This window comes from Butyricicoccus sp. AF18-9LB (genome assembly GCF_027684505.1).
GTDB classification, from domain to species: Bacteria; Bacillota; Clostridia; order Oscillospirales; family Butyricicoccaceae; genus Agathobaculum; species Agathobaculum butyriciproducens.
Window position 1 is genome coordinate 76,660 of record NZ_JAQCWA010000003.1, and the last position, 16,150, is coordinate 92,809.

Below are 16,150 nucleotides of genomic sequence, written 5' to 3' on the forward strand. Positions count from 1 at the left end.
CGCGCATACAGCGCGCCAATAGCATCGTCAATTTCACTTGCCATGCGACAGCATGCCTGCGTAAAATTTCCTTGCTCTTTGCGCACTGTATACGCTACTTTTGCCGCACTATTTATCTGAACTGCTTTCGAAGCTGATGACTTCTGCGTACTATTTCTGCGCAGATGCCATCGGCTTTTCTGCGTTTCTGGGAGGAAAAACTATGTTAACTTCACTCGCGCTCGTATTTCTGCTCGGTCTGGCTGCGGCGGCACTGTGCAGCCGGATTGGTCTGCCGCGCATCATCGGCATGCTGCTTACGGGCATTCTGATAGGCCCGTATGTGCTGAACTGGCTGGACGATTCCATTTTGTCCATCTCGTCTGACCTGCGGCGGATGGCGCTCATCATTATTTTAATTAAAGCGGGTCTGTCACTCGATTTGTCCGACCTCAAGCGGGTGGGACGTCCGGCGGTCATGATGGCGTGCGTGCCTGCAAGCTGTGAGATTCTGGCGTTTTTCCTGCTCGCGCCGCACATTCTGGGCATCAACCGGATAGAAGCGGCCGTCATGGGTGCCGTGCTCGGCGCGGTATCTCCGGCGGTGGTTGTGCCGAGAATGGTACAGCTGATGGAAGAAAAGCGGGGAACAGGGCAGGGCATTCCGCAGATGATACTGGCGGGCGCGTCCTGCGACGATATTTATGTGATCGTGCTGTTCTCGACCTTTGTCGGCATGGCACAGGGCGGCAGTGCCAACATGATGGATTTCGTGAACATCCCAATTTCCATTGCGCTCGGTGTGGCGCTCGGCGCGGCTGTCGGTCTGCTGCTGCACCTGTTCCTTGAAACCGCTTATCGGCACGGCTGCTATGTCCGCAACAGCACGAAGGTTATTCTGATTCTCGGGCTGTCGTTCCTGCTGATAGCGGTGGAGACCTGGCTCAAAGGCATCGTGTCCGTGTCCGGACTGCTGGCCGTTATGAGCATGGCGTGCGTCCTCAAGATCAAAAGTTCGGAAAAAGTCACCAAACGTCTGTCCGCCAAGTTCGGCAAGCTGTGGATCGCTGCCGAAGCGATTCTTTTCGTGCTGGTCGGCGCGGCTGTGGATATCCGCTGCGCGGCACAGGCCGGTGCAGCCGCTGTGCTCATGATCGCGCTGGCACTCGTGTTCCGCGCGGTCGGCGTGAGCCTGTGCATGCTCGGTACCAGGCTGAACCGGAAGGAGCGTCTGTTCTGCGTCATCGCCTATCTGCCGAAGGCAACCGTGCAGGCGGCCATCGGCTCGGTGCCGCTGTCGATGGGTCTGCCGTGCGGACAGCTGGTGCTTTCGGTGGCGGTGCTCGCCATCCTGATTACCGCGCCGCTTGGCGCCATTGGCATCGACCGCACCGCCGGACGCCTTCTCATGCAGGAGAACTCGTCCGATATTGCAGAATGAGGATATGTTGGGTGCGTTTGTGATAACTGCTGTCATTTTTCTTGGCAGAAAATTGTGCAAAGTGTATATTTTTCGCTAAAGATGCAATTTCCTTCGTGAAATCTTGCAAAATTGCACGTTTCCGTGTATAATTAAAGTGAAATTTTAGGAGGGTAAAACATATGACTTTCGACAGCATAATCACAATAGCGGCATTCTGCTGTTACCTGATCTTTATGCTCTGCATAGGTATGTATTTCGTCGGCAAAAACCGCACGACAAATGAGTATTTTCTGGGCGGCCGACAGCTTGGCTCGTGGGTAACCGGCCTGAGCGCACAGGCGTCCGACATGTCCGGCTGGCTGCTGATGGGCCTGCCGGGTGCGGCGTACCTGTCCGGTATTTCCGCAGGCTGGATCGCCATTGGTCTGGCAATCGGCACTTACCTTAACTGGCTGTTTGTTGCCAAGCGTCTGCGCCAGTACACCAAGACCGCAGACGACGCGATTACGCTGCCGCAGTTCTTCAAAAACCGTTTCCACGATGAAAGCGGCTGGATTTCGGTTATTGCAGCGGTGTTCATTCTGGTGTTCTTCCTGTTCTACACCGCGTCCGGCTTTGTGTCCTGCGCGAAGCTGTTCTCGTCCGTATTCGGCATCCCGTATCTGGTTTCGCTGGTGATCGGTGCGGTGGTCGTTATCTCGTATACGTTTGCGGGCGGCTTTTTCGCCGTTTGCTGGACCGACTTCTTCCAGGGCATTCTGATGTTTTTCTGCGTGCTCGCGGTTCCGACCATCGCTATCTTCTCGATGGGCGGCCCGACCGAGTTCTTCTCGCAGGTGGAAGCGTTCAATCCGAACTTCCTGAATATGTTCGTTGACGGTGCGACCGGCGTGCCGTATACTGCAATGGGCATTATCTCTCTGCTTGCATGGGGTCTCGGCTACTTCGGTCAGCCGCATATCCTCGTGCGCTTCATGGGCATTTCGTCTCCGCAGGCAATCAAGAAATCGCGCCGCATTGCAACCATCTGGGTGCTGATTTCCCTGACGGCTGCAATTATGATCGGCATTTCCGGCCGCATGTTCCTTGGTGACAGCATTGTCTTGACCGACGGCAACCAGGAGACCATCTATATCAGCATGGTGGCGAAGATCTTCCCGGTATTCATCGCGGGTATCTTCCTGTCGGCTATTCTGGCAGCCATCATGTCCACTGCGGACAGTCAGCTGCTGGTTACCGCATCTGCGCTGACCGAGGACTTCTACCACAACAAGGTTCACAAAAACGCAAGCGAGAAGGAGCTGATGTGGGTCTCCCGCGGCTGCGTTATGGCGGTAGCAATTATCGCTGTTCTGATCGCAACCAACCAGAACAGCACCATCCTTGGTCTGGTATCCTACGCATGGGGCGGCTTCGGCTCTGCCTTCGGTCCGCTGGTTCTGTGTTCGCTGTTCTGGAGACGCACGAACAAGCAGGGTGCGTATGCCGGCATTATCGTCGGCGGCGTGGTCGATCTGGTATGGGCGCAGCTGTCCGGCGGCATCTTCGATCTGTATGAGATCGTGCCGGGCTTTGTGTTCGGTCTGCTTGCTATCGTTGTTGTCAGCCTGCTGACGCCGGCACCGACCAAGGCAGTGACCGATGAGTTCGATTCCTACCATCACTGCGTAGAGTAATCTGCAAAAGCGGAAGTTAAGGCAGCACCGCAAAATTTATTCGCAAATCGCTCTTGTTCAATTATGCGATATTGCCTTAAGAGTAAGTAATGTAAGTAAAGGGAATACCCGATGTGGTACCGCCCGGAATCAATGAGGCAAGGAGGAGACTGCTATGACAAAGCAGACCGGAATTGTAGACCGTTTTGAAGGCGATTCCGTAGTCGTTGAAGTAAACGGCGAAATGGTGAATTTCGACCGTGCCGATGCACCGGCAATGCTGTGCGAGGGCATGGTGGTCATCATCAAGGACGACCGTATCGTTGATATCGACGAGATCGAGACCCAGCGCATGGAAAACGATATGCGCCGTCGATTTGAACGAATTCTCGGTAAGAATACTGATTGAATACCCCAGTAAAGGAAAGGCAAATACCAATGGAAAAGAAACCCTTTTTGACGCTCCAGCAAGTGCAGGAGATCACCAAAACCTATCCGACTCCGTTTCACATTTATGATGAGAAGGCGATCCGTGAGAACGCCCGCAAGGTAAAGGAAGCATTTGCGTGGAACCCGGGCTACAAGGAATACTTCGCTGTAAAGGCGACGCCGACCCCGCGTCTCATCCAGATTCTGCATGAGGAAGGCTTTGGCTGTGATTGCTCCAGCCTGCCTGAGCTGCAGCTCAGCGATGTGTGCGGCGTAAAGGAGCATGACATCATGTTCTCCTCTAACGTCACGCCGGCAGAGGACTACAAGCTCGCATCCGACCTGAACACCATCATCAACTTCGATGATATTACCCACCTCGATTTCTACGACAAGGTAGTAGGCGACTGGAAGGAGACCATGTCCTGCCGCTTCAATCCGGGCGGTGACTTCGTGCTGAACAACTCCATCATGGATACCCCGCAGGAGGCCAAGTACGGCATGACCCGCGAGCAGCTGGTCGAAGCGTTCAAGTACATGAAGCAAAAGGGTGTTAAGCATTTCGGTATTCACGCATTCCTCGCCTCCAACACGGTTGCCAATGCGTACTATCCGGCACTGGCACGCATCCTGTTCCAGCTGGCGGTTGACGTGCAGAAGGAGACCGGCGTGCATATCGCGTTCATCAACCTGTCCGGCGGCGTAGGCATTCCGTACCGTCCGTCGCAGGAGCCGAACGACATTATGGCCATCGGTGAAGGCGTACATCAGGCTTACGACGAGGTTCTTGTTCCGGCCGGCATGGACGATGTTGCCATCTACACCGAGATGGGCCGCTTTATCCTTGGCCCTTACGGCGCTCTGGTTGCCCAGTGCATCCACCAGAAGCATACCTATAAGGAGTATGCCGGTCTGGACGCCTGCGCTGCGAACCTCATGCGTCCGGCGATGTACGGTGCATACCACCATATCACCGTGCTCGGCAAGGAAAACGCGCTGTGCGATCATACCTACGATGTGACCGGCGGTCTGTGCGAAAATAACGATAAGTTTGCCGTTGACCGCAATCTGCCGCAGATTGACATCGGCGATTACGTTTATATCCACGATACCGGCGCGCACGGCTTCTCGATGGGCTATAACTATAACGCAAAGCTGCGTTCCGCAGAGCTGCTGCTCCGCGAGGACGGCTCGGTAGAAATGATCCGCCGCGCAGAGACCCCGAAGGACTACTTTGCAACGTTTGATTTTACCGGACTGTTTGATAATATTAAGTAAGAGCCTTACCACACAAAAAGGACCCGTTTCGGGTCCTTTTTTGCGTTCTGTGGAGTAATTGAGGATTGAAAATGGAGAATGGAAAATGAACGTACAGATGAAACAATGTCTCCGGTTGGGTTTAACATAAGGGGGGTATTGGGGAACGGCGGGGTGAGGGCACCCCGCCCTACGGATAGTTGTTAAATGATATTAATGGATTATATTCGTAGGTGCCGTCCGTAATAACGAGCCAACGAGTTGCGCGACACGGGTATCCTCCAGAGGACCTTCTCTTGCCTTTCGGGCAATTCACCTTGTGTCGCGCCTGCGTAGAGTAAACCATATGTGTAGCAGTAATGTATCTGGCATTGCATAGAGGTAGGGGAATGGGCGGACACATTGGTCCGCCCCTACGGAAGAAAAAATCCTCTGCCGTTCCTTTATAGTCTCAGTTCTGCAAATTTCGCCGTGCTATCCCAAAGGGAAAGGGGTGAAAATCAGAGGGTGGAAACCGCAGGTGTCTACCCTCTTGTGCCCCTGCCGGGTAGGCAAACCAATGTTAAATGTGTGTAAAGCCTGCGTATTAACGCAATTTTTATTGACAGTACCATGTAAAAACCATATAATTAAAATGTATGCGAATCGTAAAGAAATAATGAAAATGATTGTGTAACAAAACGGGAGGAAGCATATGGGTTTTGATGTGCTGTCAATCGTGCAGATGATCGGCGGTCTTGCGCTGTTCATCTACGGTATGACGACAATGGGAAAAGGTTTGGAGCGCGCAGCAGGCTCTAAACTGGAGAAAACGCTTGAAAAAATGACGGGCAATGTCGTTACTGCTCTGCTGATGGGCATGGTAGTTACCATGGTCATTCAATCTTCGTCCGCAACGACCGTTATGGTTGTCGGCTTTGTAAACGCCGGTATCATGACGCTCAAGCAGTCGGTCGGCGTTATCCTCGGTGCTAACATCGGTACCACGATTACCGCGCAGATCCTGCGTCTGTCCGGCGGCGAGGGCAGCGGCAGCCTGTTCATGGATCTGCTCAAGCCGAAGAATCTGGCATATATCATCGTGCTTGTCGGCGTAATCATTATGATGATTGCAAAAAAGCGCCGTACCCGCGATATCGCGGATATCTTCACCGGCTTCGGTATTCTGTTCATCGGCATGTCGGTCATGGAGGGCGCGGTTGCACCGCTGGCTGATCTGCCGCAGTTCGCGGATCTGTTCGCTGCTATCTCCAATCCGGTGCTCGGCGTGCTGGTCGGCGCGGGCGTTACCGCGATCATCCAGTCGTCCTCCGCATCGGTTGGTATTCTGCAGGCGCTGTCCACCACGGGTGCGATCACCTATTCGGCTGCTATCCCGATCATCCTCGGTCAGAACATCGGTACCTGTATCACCGCATTCCTGTCCTCGGTGGGCGGCTCCAAGAATGCCCGCCGTACCGCGATGGTACACTTCTACTTCAACCTGATCGGCTCCATCCTGTTCCTGATCGGCATTTATGCGATTCAGTACACGGTTGGTTTCTCTTTCTGGGATAACGCGATCGACAAGGGCGGCATCGCAAACTTCCATACGCTGTTCAATCTCACCTGTACGGTTCTGTTCCTGCCGTTCACCGGTCTGCTGGTCAAGCTGGCAACGGCGAGCGTGCCCGCAGAGGAGACGCAGGAGGACCCGCTGGCAAAGCTGGAGCCTCGCTTCCTGACCACGCCGTCTCTGGCACTCGATCAGGCGCAGCGCTGCATTGCTGACATGGGCGACACTGCCAAGCAGAATTTCCATCTGGCAACCGACCCGCTGTTCGGCGGCGCGGCTGCAAACGAGGAGATCTTCCACGAGCACGAGGCCTTCCTCGACCGTGCAGAGGTTGAGATTGGCCGTTACCTGACCACCATCCACAACATCCGTTCGGTTGATCAGCGCCGCCAGATGGCCGAGATGATGCACTCGCTGTCTGATTTTGAGAAGATCGGCGACTATGCGCAGAACATCTTCGAGCGTGCCGACGAGTTCCGTGAGGCCGGTCTGTCCTTCTCGCCGAGTGCGATGCAGGAACTGCGCACCATGTGCGAAGCGGTTGCCGAGGTGCTCGACATGACCGTTGACGGCTATGACAATCAGGCTGTTTCGACCGCCCGTATGGTCGAGCCGCTGGAAGAAGTCGTGGATACGATGAAGGAGCGTCTCAAGAGCCGCCATATCGAGCGTCTGGGCCGGAACGAGTGCACCATGCAGACCGGTATCCACTTCCTGGATATTGTGCATGACCTTGAGAAGATCAGCGACCACTGCTCGAATATCGCCATTTATACCATCCAGCTGGCCGAGGGCGCAGCCGAGTTTGATACGCACGCCTACGTCAAGCAGGCGTATAAGGAGACCCCGCAGTTCGCGGAGAAGCTCAAATTCTATCAGAATAAGTACCTCACCAAGATTGATGAAGTCGAGGCGATGGAGTAACCAAAAAGAGAGATTGGGAAACCAATCTCTCTTTTTTAATTAGTAATTAGTAGTTAGAAATTAGTAATTATTGCTGCATATGATGAGACTTTATTGCAGGGCGGGACAAGGTGAATTGCCCAAAGGGCAAGAGAAGATGCTCTGGGGTATGACCTCATCCCGCCCTACGGTTTACATGGTTATAAATTTGAAATGATTGTAAAATTATGACAGATTAACGTATTGCGTCGGATCTACCTTTTCATCATTCACCTGCACCTCAAAATGCAGATGCGGGCCGGTGGAATTGCCGGTATTGCCGGAAAGCGCGATCTTCTCTCCCTTGCCGACTACATCGCCGACCGACACGAGCAGCTGTGAATTATGCCCGTACAGCGTCTTGAAGCCGTTCCGGTGGTCGAGGATGATATAGCTGCCGTAGCCGTTGCCGGAGTCCTCTGCAACGATGACCTTGCCGTTATCCGCGGCATAGACCGGCGTGCCTTCGTCCACGGCGAGGTCTACGCCGCCGTGCAGGCGGCCCCAGCGGTACTTGAACGCCGAGGTGAACGTGTAGCTGGTCAGCGGCACGGCAAATTCTCCGGTGCCGATGCCGACATTGCGCGTGCCGACCTCGACAATTTCGTCGGTGGCCTGCCGGAGCACGGTGCGCGCAAGGATGGTGCGCGTGCGCTCCTCGCCGTCCACGGTTTCAATCTCGGCGGTGACCTGCGCTGTGCCTGCACAGCCCTGCCGAACGGTCTCACGGTAGGTCTGGTCTTGACTTTCGTTCTCCTGCGTCACGGTGTCGAACGGAATCTGCTCGGTGTAGGTGACGGCGCGGGTCGCAGTCACATCAAGGCATTGCGACAGGGTATCATACAGCGCGGAATCGGTCTCTGCAAGCGCGGCTGGCGCAACGGCCTTGTCCACGCGGACGGTCTGCAGGAAGTGTACGTTTTCGTCTGCCGCTGTCGTGTACGCGGCCTTGATCTGGTCGAGCGCGGCCTGCGCGCCGTCCGTATCGGCGGCAATGGCGGTCTGTTTGCCGTCCACCGAAATAATGGCAAGCGTGTCCAACTCGCCGCTGGCAGTAATGAGATTGCGCTCGAGTTCCTCCTGCGTCAGCAGCGGAGCAGCTGTCCGCACCGGTTTGGCCTGCAGGCGCAGCGGCAGGTAATAGTCCGTGCCGGAAACGGCAGATGCGCTGGATTCAACCGCGTTTACTGCGTTCAGCAGCGTTGCGCTGTCCTCGATGACACCGAGCGGTTGACCGTCCGCAAGCAGCAGCGTGCCCGGCCGGGTCAGCAGCAGAGCGGGCAGCAGGAACAGCAGTCCGAATACGCTCAGCGCACAGACCGAACGGCGGCGGCCTGCCTGCCGCAGAACGCCGGCGAACCGGCTCCAGACCGGCAGATCGTATACGCGGCAGATCGTGCGGTCGAGCAGCAGGATGAGCCGCAGAAGCAGGTAGAGCAGGCGTGAAATCACGCCCAAAACAAAAGATAACAGGTTTCGCATGATGGTAGTATGGCGGAATGATGTGCGCCATATTCACTCCTTTCAATGGTTACAGTTTGGTAACAGCACCAAGAATACCCATTTCAGGGAGCGAAGTCATACGAAACCTGTCGCTAAGTTATCAAATTTTTATTTTTTGATGGGTGTGCCCGTAAAATCCGTGGGGAAAAAGCGCGGATCGAGCGGCTTCTGCTGATAATAGCGGTCGAGAGCGGCACGCTGCAGCGAGACCGCCAGCGGCACGGCGGCATCAAACAGATCGTAGAACGAATCCGTTCGCTCGCCGGTGCGGGATGTCCACGGACGGTGCTCCTGATTGGTGCAGTCCGCCGAGAGCGGCTCTGTCGGGCGGATGAGCGAGGACGCAAAACCGGATTTGCCGATCAGGTGCTCGAATCGCTGCAGACGGCTGAGCGCAGAGGCACCCTGATGCGCAAGATGGTGCATGCGGCGCATATCGTTCATCGAGTGGTAGACGGCGGCAGGCGTGATGTGCACGCCATACGTCTCCCGCAGGGCCTGCGCCAGAATTTTCGCCGCGAGAGGGGACTCGGGCGCATCCGGCTCCAGTTGACGGTACGCTTCGTACTCGGCGGGCGTGTCCGAGACAAAATCCGCGATCATCACACCGTCGATGTCGCTCTCGACTAAATGGCGGCGTGCCTCGGCAGAGTAGCCCGGCATGAACTGCGACAGCCTGTCCGCCTGTGCGGAAACAAACGAATAGGTTACGCGGCTGAGTGCATAGTGCGTGCAGAATCCGAATACATACGCGAGCGCAGCCGTGTTGTGCGACGCGACGGCGGCTTTGCACAGTGACTCGAACAGCGGCGCGGGCGGCTCGGTGCAGACGCGGTTCGCCAGTCTGCGCAGGGCGGACGGGAACGGCGCGTGATAGAGCGCCAGCGGGTCCGCTCCCTGCGAGCCCCATCGGTAGGCCGCCGGATAGGAGGACGCGATATGGGCAACCGAATCACTGGTTACGCGCTGTACGGTAGCCGCAAAAATATGGTAAGTGACATAAGAAGGCATGGCTTTTCACCTCTTGCAGACAAATTGGTATCTTTAGTATAGCGCAAAACATTGCAAAATTCCAGCGAAAGCGGTATACTATTTTTATGCAGAAAACGGGGAGCAGAAAATCCCCTTATAAAGTTGGAGGAATTATATTATGAAACTCGGCATCGTCGGACTGCCAAACGTCGGCAAGTCTACCTTGTTCAACGCAATTACGCAGGCGGGCGCGGAAAGCGCAAACTATCCGTTCTGCACCATCGACCCGAACGTCGGCATGGTCGCTGTACCGGATGAGCGTCTGCAGCCGCTGACCGATCTCTATCACGCAAAGAAGACCACGCCTGCGGTGGTCGAGTTCGTGGACATCGCCGGTCTGGTGCGCGGCGCAAGCAAGGGCGAGGGTCTGGGCAACAAGTTCCTGTCCCACATCCGCGAGGTTGACGCCATCGTTCACGTTGTCCGCTGCTTCGACAACGAGAACATCGTGCACGTTGAAGGCTCGGTCGATCCGGCCCGTGACATCGAGACCATCAACCTCGAGCTGATCCTTGCGGACATCGAGCACCTCGAGCGCCGTCTCGAGCGTACCCGCAAGGCTGCGAAGGCAGACAAGAAGCTGCTCCGCGATGTGGAAATCCTCGAGAACCTGAAGGCGCATCTGGAGGAGGGCAAGACCGCCCGCACCTTCGAGGGCTTTGGCGAGGACGAGGACATTGACCGCGTGATCGGCGAGAGCGACCTGCTGTCCGCGAAGAAGGTCATCTACGCGGCAAACATGGATGAGGAAGGCTTTACCGGCAACGACACCGAGAACGAGCGCCTCAAGGCGGTACAGGCCATCGCAGACGCAGAAGGCGCGATGGTTCTGCCGATCTGCGCAAAGCTGGAGGAGGATATCGCCGGCATGGACGCAGAGGAGAAGGAGATGTTCCTGTCCGAACTCGGCCTGCACGAGTCCGGTCTGGACCGTCTGATCAAGGTCTGCTACGACCTGCTCGGCCTGATGAGCTACCTTACCGCCGGCGAGCAGGAGGTCCGCGCGTGGACCATCGAGAAGGGCACCAAGGCGCCGCAGGCTGCCGGCAAGATTCACACCGACTTCGAGCGCGGCTTCATTCGTGCTGAGGTTATCAACTATAAGGACCTCATCGAGCTTGGTTCGCTGGCTGCTGCCCGCGAAAAGGGTTTAGTTCGCTCCGAGGGCAAGGAGTATGTGATGCAGGACGGCGATGTTGTTCTGTTCCGTTTCAATGTTTAATTGCTGAATTTTATGCAGACCACAGTCGTTTTGACTGTGGTTTTGCTTTGTAAAAGGAGAAATTTCGATTCCTGCAAGATGGTGTTTATCAGCAGATTTATTCGCAGGTGACAGGCGGTATAACGTGTTAAAAAGCTGCGCGGCACTGTTATCCCACAGGGAACGCTCTCTTGCCCTTCGGGCAATTCGCCTTGTGTTGCGCCCGCGCGGTGTCAGCGCAAATTCCGTCCGCTTCGCAAGTGACCAATCCCAATTTGGCGACCACACCAAAATAATCCCTTGTTTTTTGTGCAGCTTTGCTGTATAATGGAGATGTGTTTTATAATACGGAACGAAGGGAAGCGTTTTCATGGCGGAGCAATCGACCGTTCAATCGCTCGACCGCGCATTCGATTTGCTGGAAACTCTGTGCCGCAGCCGCAACGGCATGAGCATCGGCGGCCTGTCTGCGGAAACCGGCCTGCACAAAAGCACGGTTCACCGTCTGCTGACCAGCATGTGTGCGCGCGGCTATGTGCAGCGCGACGCGGAAACCAGCGTCTACCGCGCCGGTATGCGCCTGTGCGAGATGAGCAGCTATATTGTGGATAATCTGGATATTGTTGAGAGAGCACGCGCGTCGCTTGAACGGCTTGAGCAGTGCACGGATGAGACCGTTCACCTTGTCATGCGCGACGACAAGGACATTGTGTACATCCATAAAGTGGATAACGGCTCGTCTGCCATCCGCATGTTCTCGCGCATCGGCATGCGCCTGCCGCTTTACTGTACGGGCGTTGGAAAGGCAATTCTTGCCACATGGGACACCGCAGAGGTGCGCGACGTGTGGCAGCACAGCGATGTGCACGCGTGGACCGAGCACACCATCGTCGATGAGGACGCATTCTTCCGTGAGATCGACAAGGTGCGTCAGCTTGGTTATGCGCTCGACAATGAGGAGAACGAGCTTGGCGTGCGCTGCATTGCAGCCGCCATTCCGGACTACCGCGGACGCGCGTCCTACGCGATTTCGCTGTCCGCGCCGGTCAGCCGCATGACCGACCAGCGCGTGGCAGAACTGCGTGCGCCGCTCATGGCTGCGCGGGATGAAATCGCGCGCGCGCTCGGCGGCGGCCGCTTTTGAGGAGGGCAGAGCATGAACACACTTTCGGTTGTGCATGATGTGCTCCGGCGGCAGGTTCGGGAAGGCGATTTTTGTATTGATGCGACTGCGGGCAAGGGCAGAGACACAGCGCTGCTGTGCCGTCTGACAGGCGAAATCGGCCGTGTGCTTGCCTTTGATGTGCAGGAGGATGCCGTTCGGCAGACCCGCGAGCTGCTGGCGAAAGAGCACCTCAGCGCCGAGGTTTACCTCGACAGCCACGCTAACATGACACACTACGCCGAACCGGAGACCGTGGATTGCATCGTGTTCAATTTCGGCCGTCTGCCCGGCGGAGACCCGACAAAATTCACCACCGCAGAGACTTCACTACCTGCTGTTGATGCGGGACTGAAGCTGCTCAAAAAAGGCGGATTGATGGCGCTTGCGCTCTATTACGGCAAGGAAAACGGCTATGAGGAGCGCGATGCGCTTCTGGCTCACTTGAGGGAACTGGATGACCGAACCTATACCGTGCTCGGCTGTGAGTGGATGAACCGCAAAAATGATCCGCCGCTGCCGATTTTCATCTGGAAGGAGTAACGAATTATGCCTTGGTGCCCGAAATGCGGCGCGGAATACGTCGAGAATGTTCGTAAATGCAAGGATTGCGGCGTGGGGCTGCTCGACCATAAGCCGACACCGGACGAAATGCTGCCGCCCGACCCGAAGCCGACCGGCTGGCGGCGGTTTGTCACAAGAGAACGATTCCTGCGCGTGCTGAAAACGCTGATCGCCATTTTGCTGGCGCTGGCGGCTGCACTGTCGCTGCAAGGATTACTGTAAACGTGTTGTAGATGTAAAAAGGAGAATGGAACGAATCCATTCTCCTTTTGTGCTGTCTGGGTTATTTTTGCTTGCGCAGGGCGCGGTGCATGATTTTGCCGGTCGCGGTGTGCGGCAGGGAATCAACGATGTTGTAGATGCGCGGCCACTTGTACGAGGACAGCATGGGGCTGTTCGTGCAGTACTCCTTCAGCTCCTCAACGGTGAGGGAGGGATCGCTCGGCACAACATATGCCGCAACAACTTCGCCGCGCAGCTTGTCCGGCGCACCGATAACGGCGCTCTCTGCAACCTTGGGATGGTCGTTCAGTACGGCTTCGATCTGCGGCGGATAGATGTTCTCGCCTGCGGAAACGATCATATCGTCCTTGCGGCCGCGCACGGTGACGAACTCGTTCTCGTCCCATGTGCCGACGTCGCCGGTGTACAGAAAGCCCTTGTAGAACTTCTGCTCGGTCATTTCCGGGTTATTATAGTAACAAAATGCGCTCTTTGCCGGAGAGGAGATGATGATCTCGCCCTCGGCCACGTTGTCGTGCGGGACCATGTCGTCCGGCTCGGAATGGGAGCCGTCCTCGCGCAGCTTTACGATGCGAACCTCGTCGTCCGTACACGAGCGACCGGCCGAGCCTGCGTTATCCGGCAGGTCGAACGGGCGCAGAAATGTGTTCCAGAAGGATTCCGTTGTGCCGTATCCGTTGAAAATGTTCGGCGTGAGCAGCTTCATATACTTCTCACATGCGCTCTTTTCAAACGGCGCGCCCATGGTGACAATGCCGCGCAGCGCGGACAGGTCGTGCGGGGTGCGCTCCTGCGTGCGGGCGAGCATGGCGATGATGGTCGGTACACCGATCAGGAACGAGATGTTGTACTTCGAGGCATATTCCAGGCAGCGCTTCGGTGCAAAATCACGCAGAATGACAACTTCGCCACCCGCATAGAGGGTCGGGCACGGGCCGCCGGAGTGGATGCCGCCGCGGTGGAACCACGGGGTCATGTTCATCGTGCGGTCGGTCGGACCGAGAGGGAAGTGCATCATAACGTCATGCGCGGAAAGCACCTCGTTGATATTGTTGATCGGCACGCCCTTCGGACGGTTGGTTGTGCCGGAGGTGTACAGACGGGTGGTCTCGTCGTAGATGTGCGGGTCGAAGTCGATCGGCGGGTCGTTCTCCGGCTGATCGGAAACGTAATCTGCGTAGCGCACCTGACCGGCAGGTACGGCATCGTCCGCGCCGACAACGATCTTGATGGCAGGCTTGCTCTCGCACAGGTCGAGCGCACCGCCGGACAGCTCGCCGAACTCGGCGTCGTAGATGAAAGCCTTGGGCGTGCTGTCATCAATGACGAGTGCAATCTCGCCTGCGCCCTGCCGGTAGTTGACCGGACACGCGACCGCACCAATCTTGTGCGCCGCCAGATAACAGAAAACAAACTCCGGCGAGTTGAGCAGGGTGAACATGACAACGTCGTTCTTGCCGACGCCGTCCGCGCGCAGCGCATGCGCCAGACGGTTGGCTTCGACGTTCAGTTCGCGGTAGGTCCAGCGGCGGCCGGAACGCGGGTCAAAGAGTGCCGGTCGGCTGCCGAAACGCGAAACATTGCGAAGAAAACCGTTCAGATAGGTGAAACGGGTTTCAAATGTGTCGCGGAACATGGAAATATCATAGGTGTATTCGTGACTCAAGGGATCACCTCGTAATAATTTGTATGGGGAATTAGCAATTCGTAATTACCTCAGGAAATGGGTTGTATGTAGAGTTAAAAACTACTTAACGAATATTATAATACCACACAATCATGGAATTGCAAGAAGAAAAATCTTACAGGGACACAGGCTGCATGCCGATGTCCCTGTTATTTTTATTTGCAATAGGATAAAGATTCGCAATTTTAAGGATACATAATCACTAACTGCGTATTCTTGATAGGAATTATTTCTCGTATTTGGCAACAATCAGGCTGGAATTCTGTCCGCCGAAGCCGAGCGAATTGCTCATTGCGGCGTTGATTTCCGCCTTGCGCGCGGTATTCGGCACATAATCCAGATCGCATTCCGGATCGGGCTTTGCCAGGTGCAGGGTGGGCGGCAGAACGCCTTCCTCGATGGCCTTGATGCAGGCGATGGCTTCGGTCAGGCCGCCGGCACCCATGAGGTGGCCGGTCGCGGACTTGGTGGAGCTCATCGGCGGTGCGCTTTCGCGGCCGCCGAACACGGTCTTGACCGCCAGCGTTTCGGCCTTGTCGCCGAGCGGCGTGGACGTGCCGTGCGCGTTGATATAGCCAATGTCGGACGGCTGCATGCCGGCCCTCTTGAGCGCCAGCTTCATGCAGCGGGAAGCGCCTTCGCCGTCCGGGCAGGGCGCGGTAACGTGGTGTGCATCCGAGGTGTTCGCGTAACCGGCGAGTACGGCGTGGATTTTTGCGCCGCGGGCGAGTGCATGCTCCTCGGTCTCGATCAGGAGAGCGCCGCCGCCCTCACCGATAACGAAGCCGTCGCGGTCAAGGTCGAACGGGCGGCACGCCTGCTCGGGGTCGTCGTTTCGGCGGGAAAGCGCCTTGGCCTGCGACAGACCGGAAACGACGATCGGGCACAGAATGCTCTCGCCGCCGACTGCCAGAACCGCGTCTGCCTCGCCGGAGCGGAGCAGCATCGCTGCGGTCATGATGGCGTCGCCGCCTGCCGAGCATGCCGTGTTGAGCGTCAGACTCGGGCCGTGAATGCCGTGTGCAATCGAGATCTGGGCAGCAGCGATGTTGCCGATGGTCATCGGCACAAAGCGAGGGCCGACGCGCTTGCCTGCGTCGAACGCAGCCTGCGTCTGTGCAACGGTGGTAACGCCGTCCATTGCAGTGCCCATGACGATGCCGATACGGTCGCTTTCGCTCTCGATGGACAGCTCACTGTCCTTGAGAGCCTCCTCGGCCGCAACAAAGGCAAACTGCATGAACGGGTCCATCGTGCGGGCCAGCGTTTTCGGCATGTAGGCAGCGGGATCGAAGTCCTTCAGCTCTGCCGCGATCTGCACGGGCAGCTCGGATGCATCAAAGCGGGTAATTTTTCCTACACCGCATTGTCCCTCCACCAGTGCGGACCAGTATGCGTCCACACCAATACCGATCGGCGTAACAGCGCCCATACCGGTGATGACCAATTTCTGTTCTTTCATGCTTGTTCCCCTACTTACTGAAATTTATGCGAAGGCCTGTCCGATAGTGATCAGGC

General features: G+C 56.4%; 13 protein-coding genes. 9 read left to right on the plus strand and 4 right to left on the minus strand.

Features of this window, described 5'->3' with window-relative positions; genetic code table 11:
- Nucleotides 1–202 precede the first annotated feature (202 nt).
- From PGY33_RS03480 to PGY33_RS03500, 5 genes are all read left to right on the plus strand, one after another.
- Nucleotides 203–1,420: a cation:proton antiporter gene (locus PGY33_RS03480; protein WP_118478784.1), complete on the plus strand. Its 1,218-nt coding sequence runs from the start codon at nucleotides 203–205 to the stop codon at nucleotides 1,418–1,420.
- A 161-nt stretch (nucleotides 1,421–1,581) separates the two neighbouring features.
- Nucleotides 1,582–3,078 (plus strand): sodium/proline symporter PutP, encoded by a 1,497-nt coding sequence (gene putP, locus PGY33_RS03485; RefSeq protein WP_118360204.1) that lies wholly within the window; start codon nucleotides 1,582–1,584, stop codon nucleotides 3,076–3,078.
- 154 nt (nucleotides 3,079–3,232) lie between these two features.
- Entirely contained in the window at nucleotides 3,233–3,466 is a 234-nt protein-coding gene (locus tag PGY33_RS03490; protein WP_118360203.1) for a DUF3006 domain-containing protein, read from the plus strand.
- A gap of 29 nt (nucleotides 3,467–3,495) precedes the next feature.
- Nucleotides 3,496–4,764: a diaminopimelate decarboxylase gene (locus tag PGY33_RS03495; RefSeq protein ID WP_118478620.1), complete on the plus strand. Its 1,269-nt coding sequence runs from the start codon at nucleotides 3,496–3,498 to the stop codon at nucleotides 4,762–4,764.
- 673 nt (nucleotides 4,765–5,437) lie between these two features.
- A complete protein-coding gene (locus PGY33_RS03500; RefSeq protein ID WP_118478622.1) occupies nucleotides 5,438–7,222 on the plus strand; it encodes a Na/Pi cotransporter family protein in 1,785 nt (594 codons plus the stop codon).
- Between the two features lie 204 nt (nucleotides 7,223–7,426).
- Here the strand turns inward: PGY33_RS03500 and PGY33_RS03505 are convergent, their stop codons facing one another.
- Together PGY33_RS03505 and PGY33_RS03510 are read right to left on the minus strand one after the other, a co-directional pair.
- Nucleotides 7,427–8,722, minus strand: coding sequence for a M23 family metallopeptidase (locus PGY33_RS03505; protein WP_270477390.1), 1,296 nt, complete (start codon nucleotides 8,720–8,722; stop codon nucleotides 7,427–7,429).
- Between the two features lie 129 nt (nucleotides 8,723–8,851).
- Nucleotides 8,852–9,754, minus strand: coding sequence for a hypothetical protein (locus PGY33_RS03510; protein WP_116704816.1), 903 nt, complete (start codon nucleotides 9,752–9,754; stop codon nucleotides 8,852–8,854).
- A gap of 139 nt (nucleotides 9,755–9,893) precedes the next feature.
- Between PGY33_RS03510 and ychF the strand changes: the two genes are divergently transcribed.
- The 4 genes from ychF (at nucleotide 9,894) to PGY33_RS03530 (ending at nucleotide 12,924) form a co-directional block, all read left to right on the plus strand.
- Nucleotides 9,894–10,997 carry a redox-regulated ATPase YchF gene (gene ychF, locus PGY33_RS03515; protein ID WP_116704817.1) on the plus strand — a complete coding sequence of 368 codons (1,104 nt, stop codon included), beginning with the start codon at nucleotides 9,894–9,896 and terminating at the stop codon, nucleotides 10,995–10,997.
- A gap of 349 nt (nucleotides 10,998–11,346) precedes the next feature.
- Nucleotides 11,347–12,120, plus strand: coding sequence for an IclR family transcriptional regulator (locus tag PGY33_RS03520; RefSeq protein ID WP_118478628.1), 774 nt, complete (start codon nucleotides 11,347–11,349; stop codon nucleotides 12,118–12,120).
- Nucleotides 12,121–12,132: 12 nt separating this feature from the next.
- Nucleotides 12,133–12,681: a tRNA (mnm(5)s(2)U34)-methyltransferase gene (locus PGY33_RS03525; RefSeq protein ID WP_118478630.1), complete on the plus strand. Its 549-nt coding sequence runs from the start codon at nucleotides 12,133–12,135 to the stop codon at nucleotides 12,679–12,681.
- 6 nt (nucleotides 12,682–12,687) lie between these two features.
- A complete protein-coding gene (locus PGY33_RS03530) occupies nucleotides 12,688–12,924 on the plus strand; it encodes a hypothetical protein (protein WP_118285072.1) in 237 nt (78 codons plus the stop codon).
- 61 nt (nucleotides 12,925–12,985) lie between these two features.
- Here the strand turns inward: PGY33_RS03530 and PGY33_RS03535 are convergent, their stop codons facing one another.
- Both PGY33_RS03535 and fabF read right to left on the minus strand, forming a co-directional pair.
- Complete coding sequence (locus tag PGY33_RS03535; RefSeq protein ID WP_199667359.1) at nucleotides 12,986–14,611, minus strand: class I adenylate-forming enzyme family protein; 1,626 nt, start codon at nucleotides 14,609–14,611, stop codon at nucleotides 12,986–12,988.
- 247 nt (nucleotides 14,612–14,858) lie between these two features.
- Nucleotides 14,859–16,094 carry a beta-ketoacyl-ACP synthase II gene (fabF, locus tag PGY33_RS03540; RefSeq protein ID WP_118478632.1) on the minus strand — a complete coding sequence of 412 codons (1,236 nt, stop codon included), beginning with the start codon at nucleotides 16,092–16,094 and terminating at the stop codon, nucleotides 14,859–14,861.
- Nucleotides 16,095–16,150 lie beyond the last annotated feature (56 nt).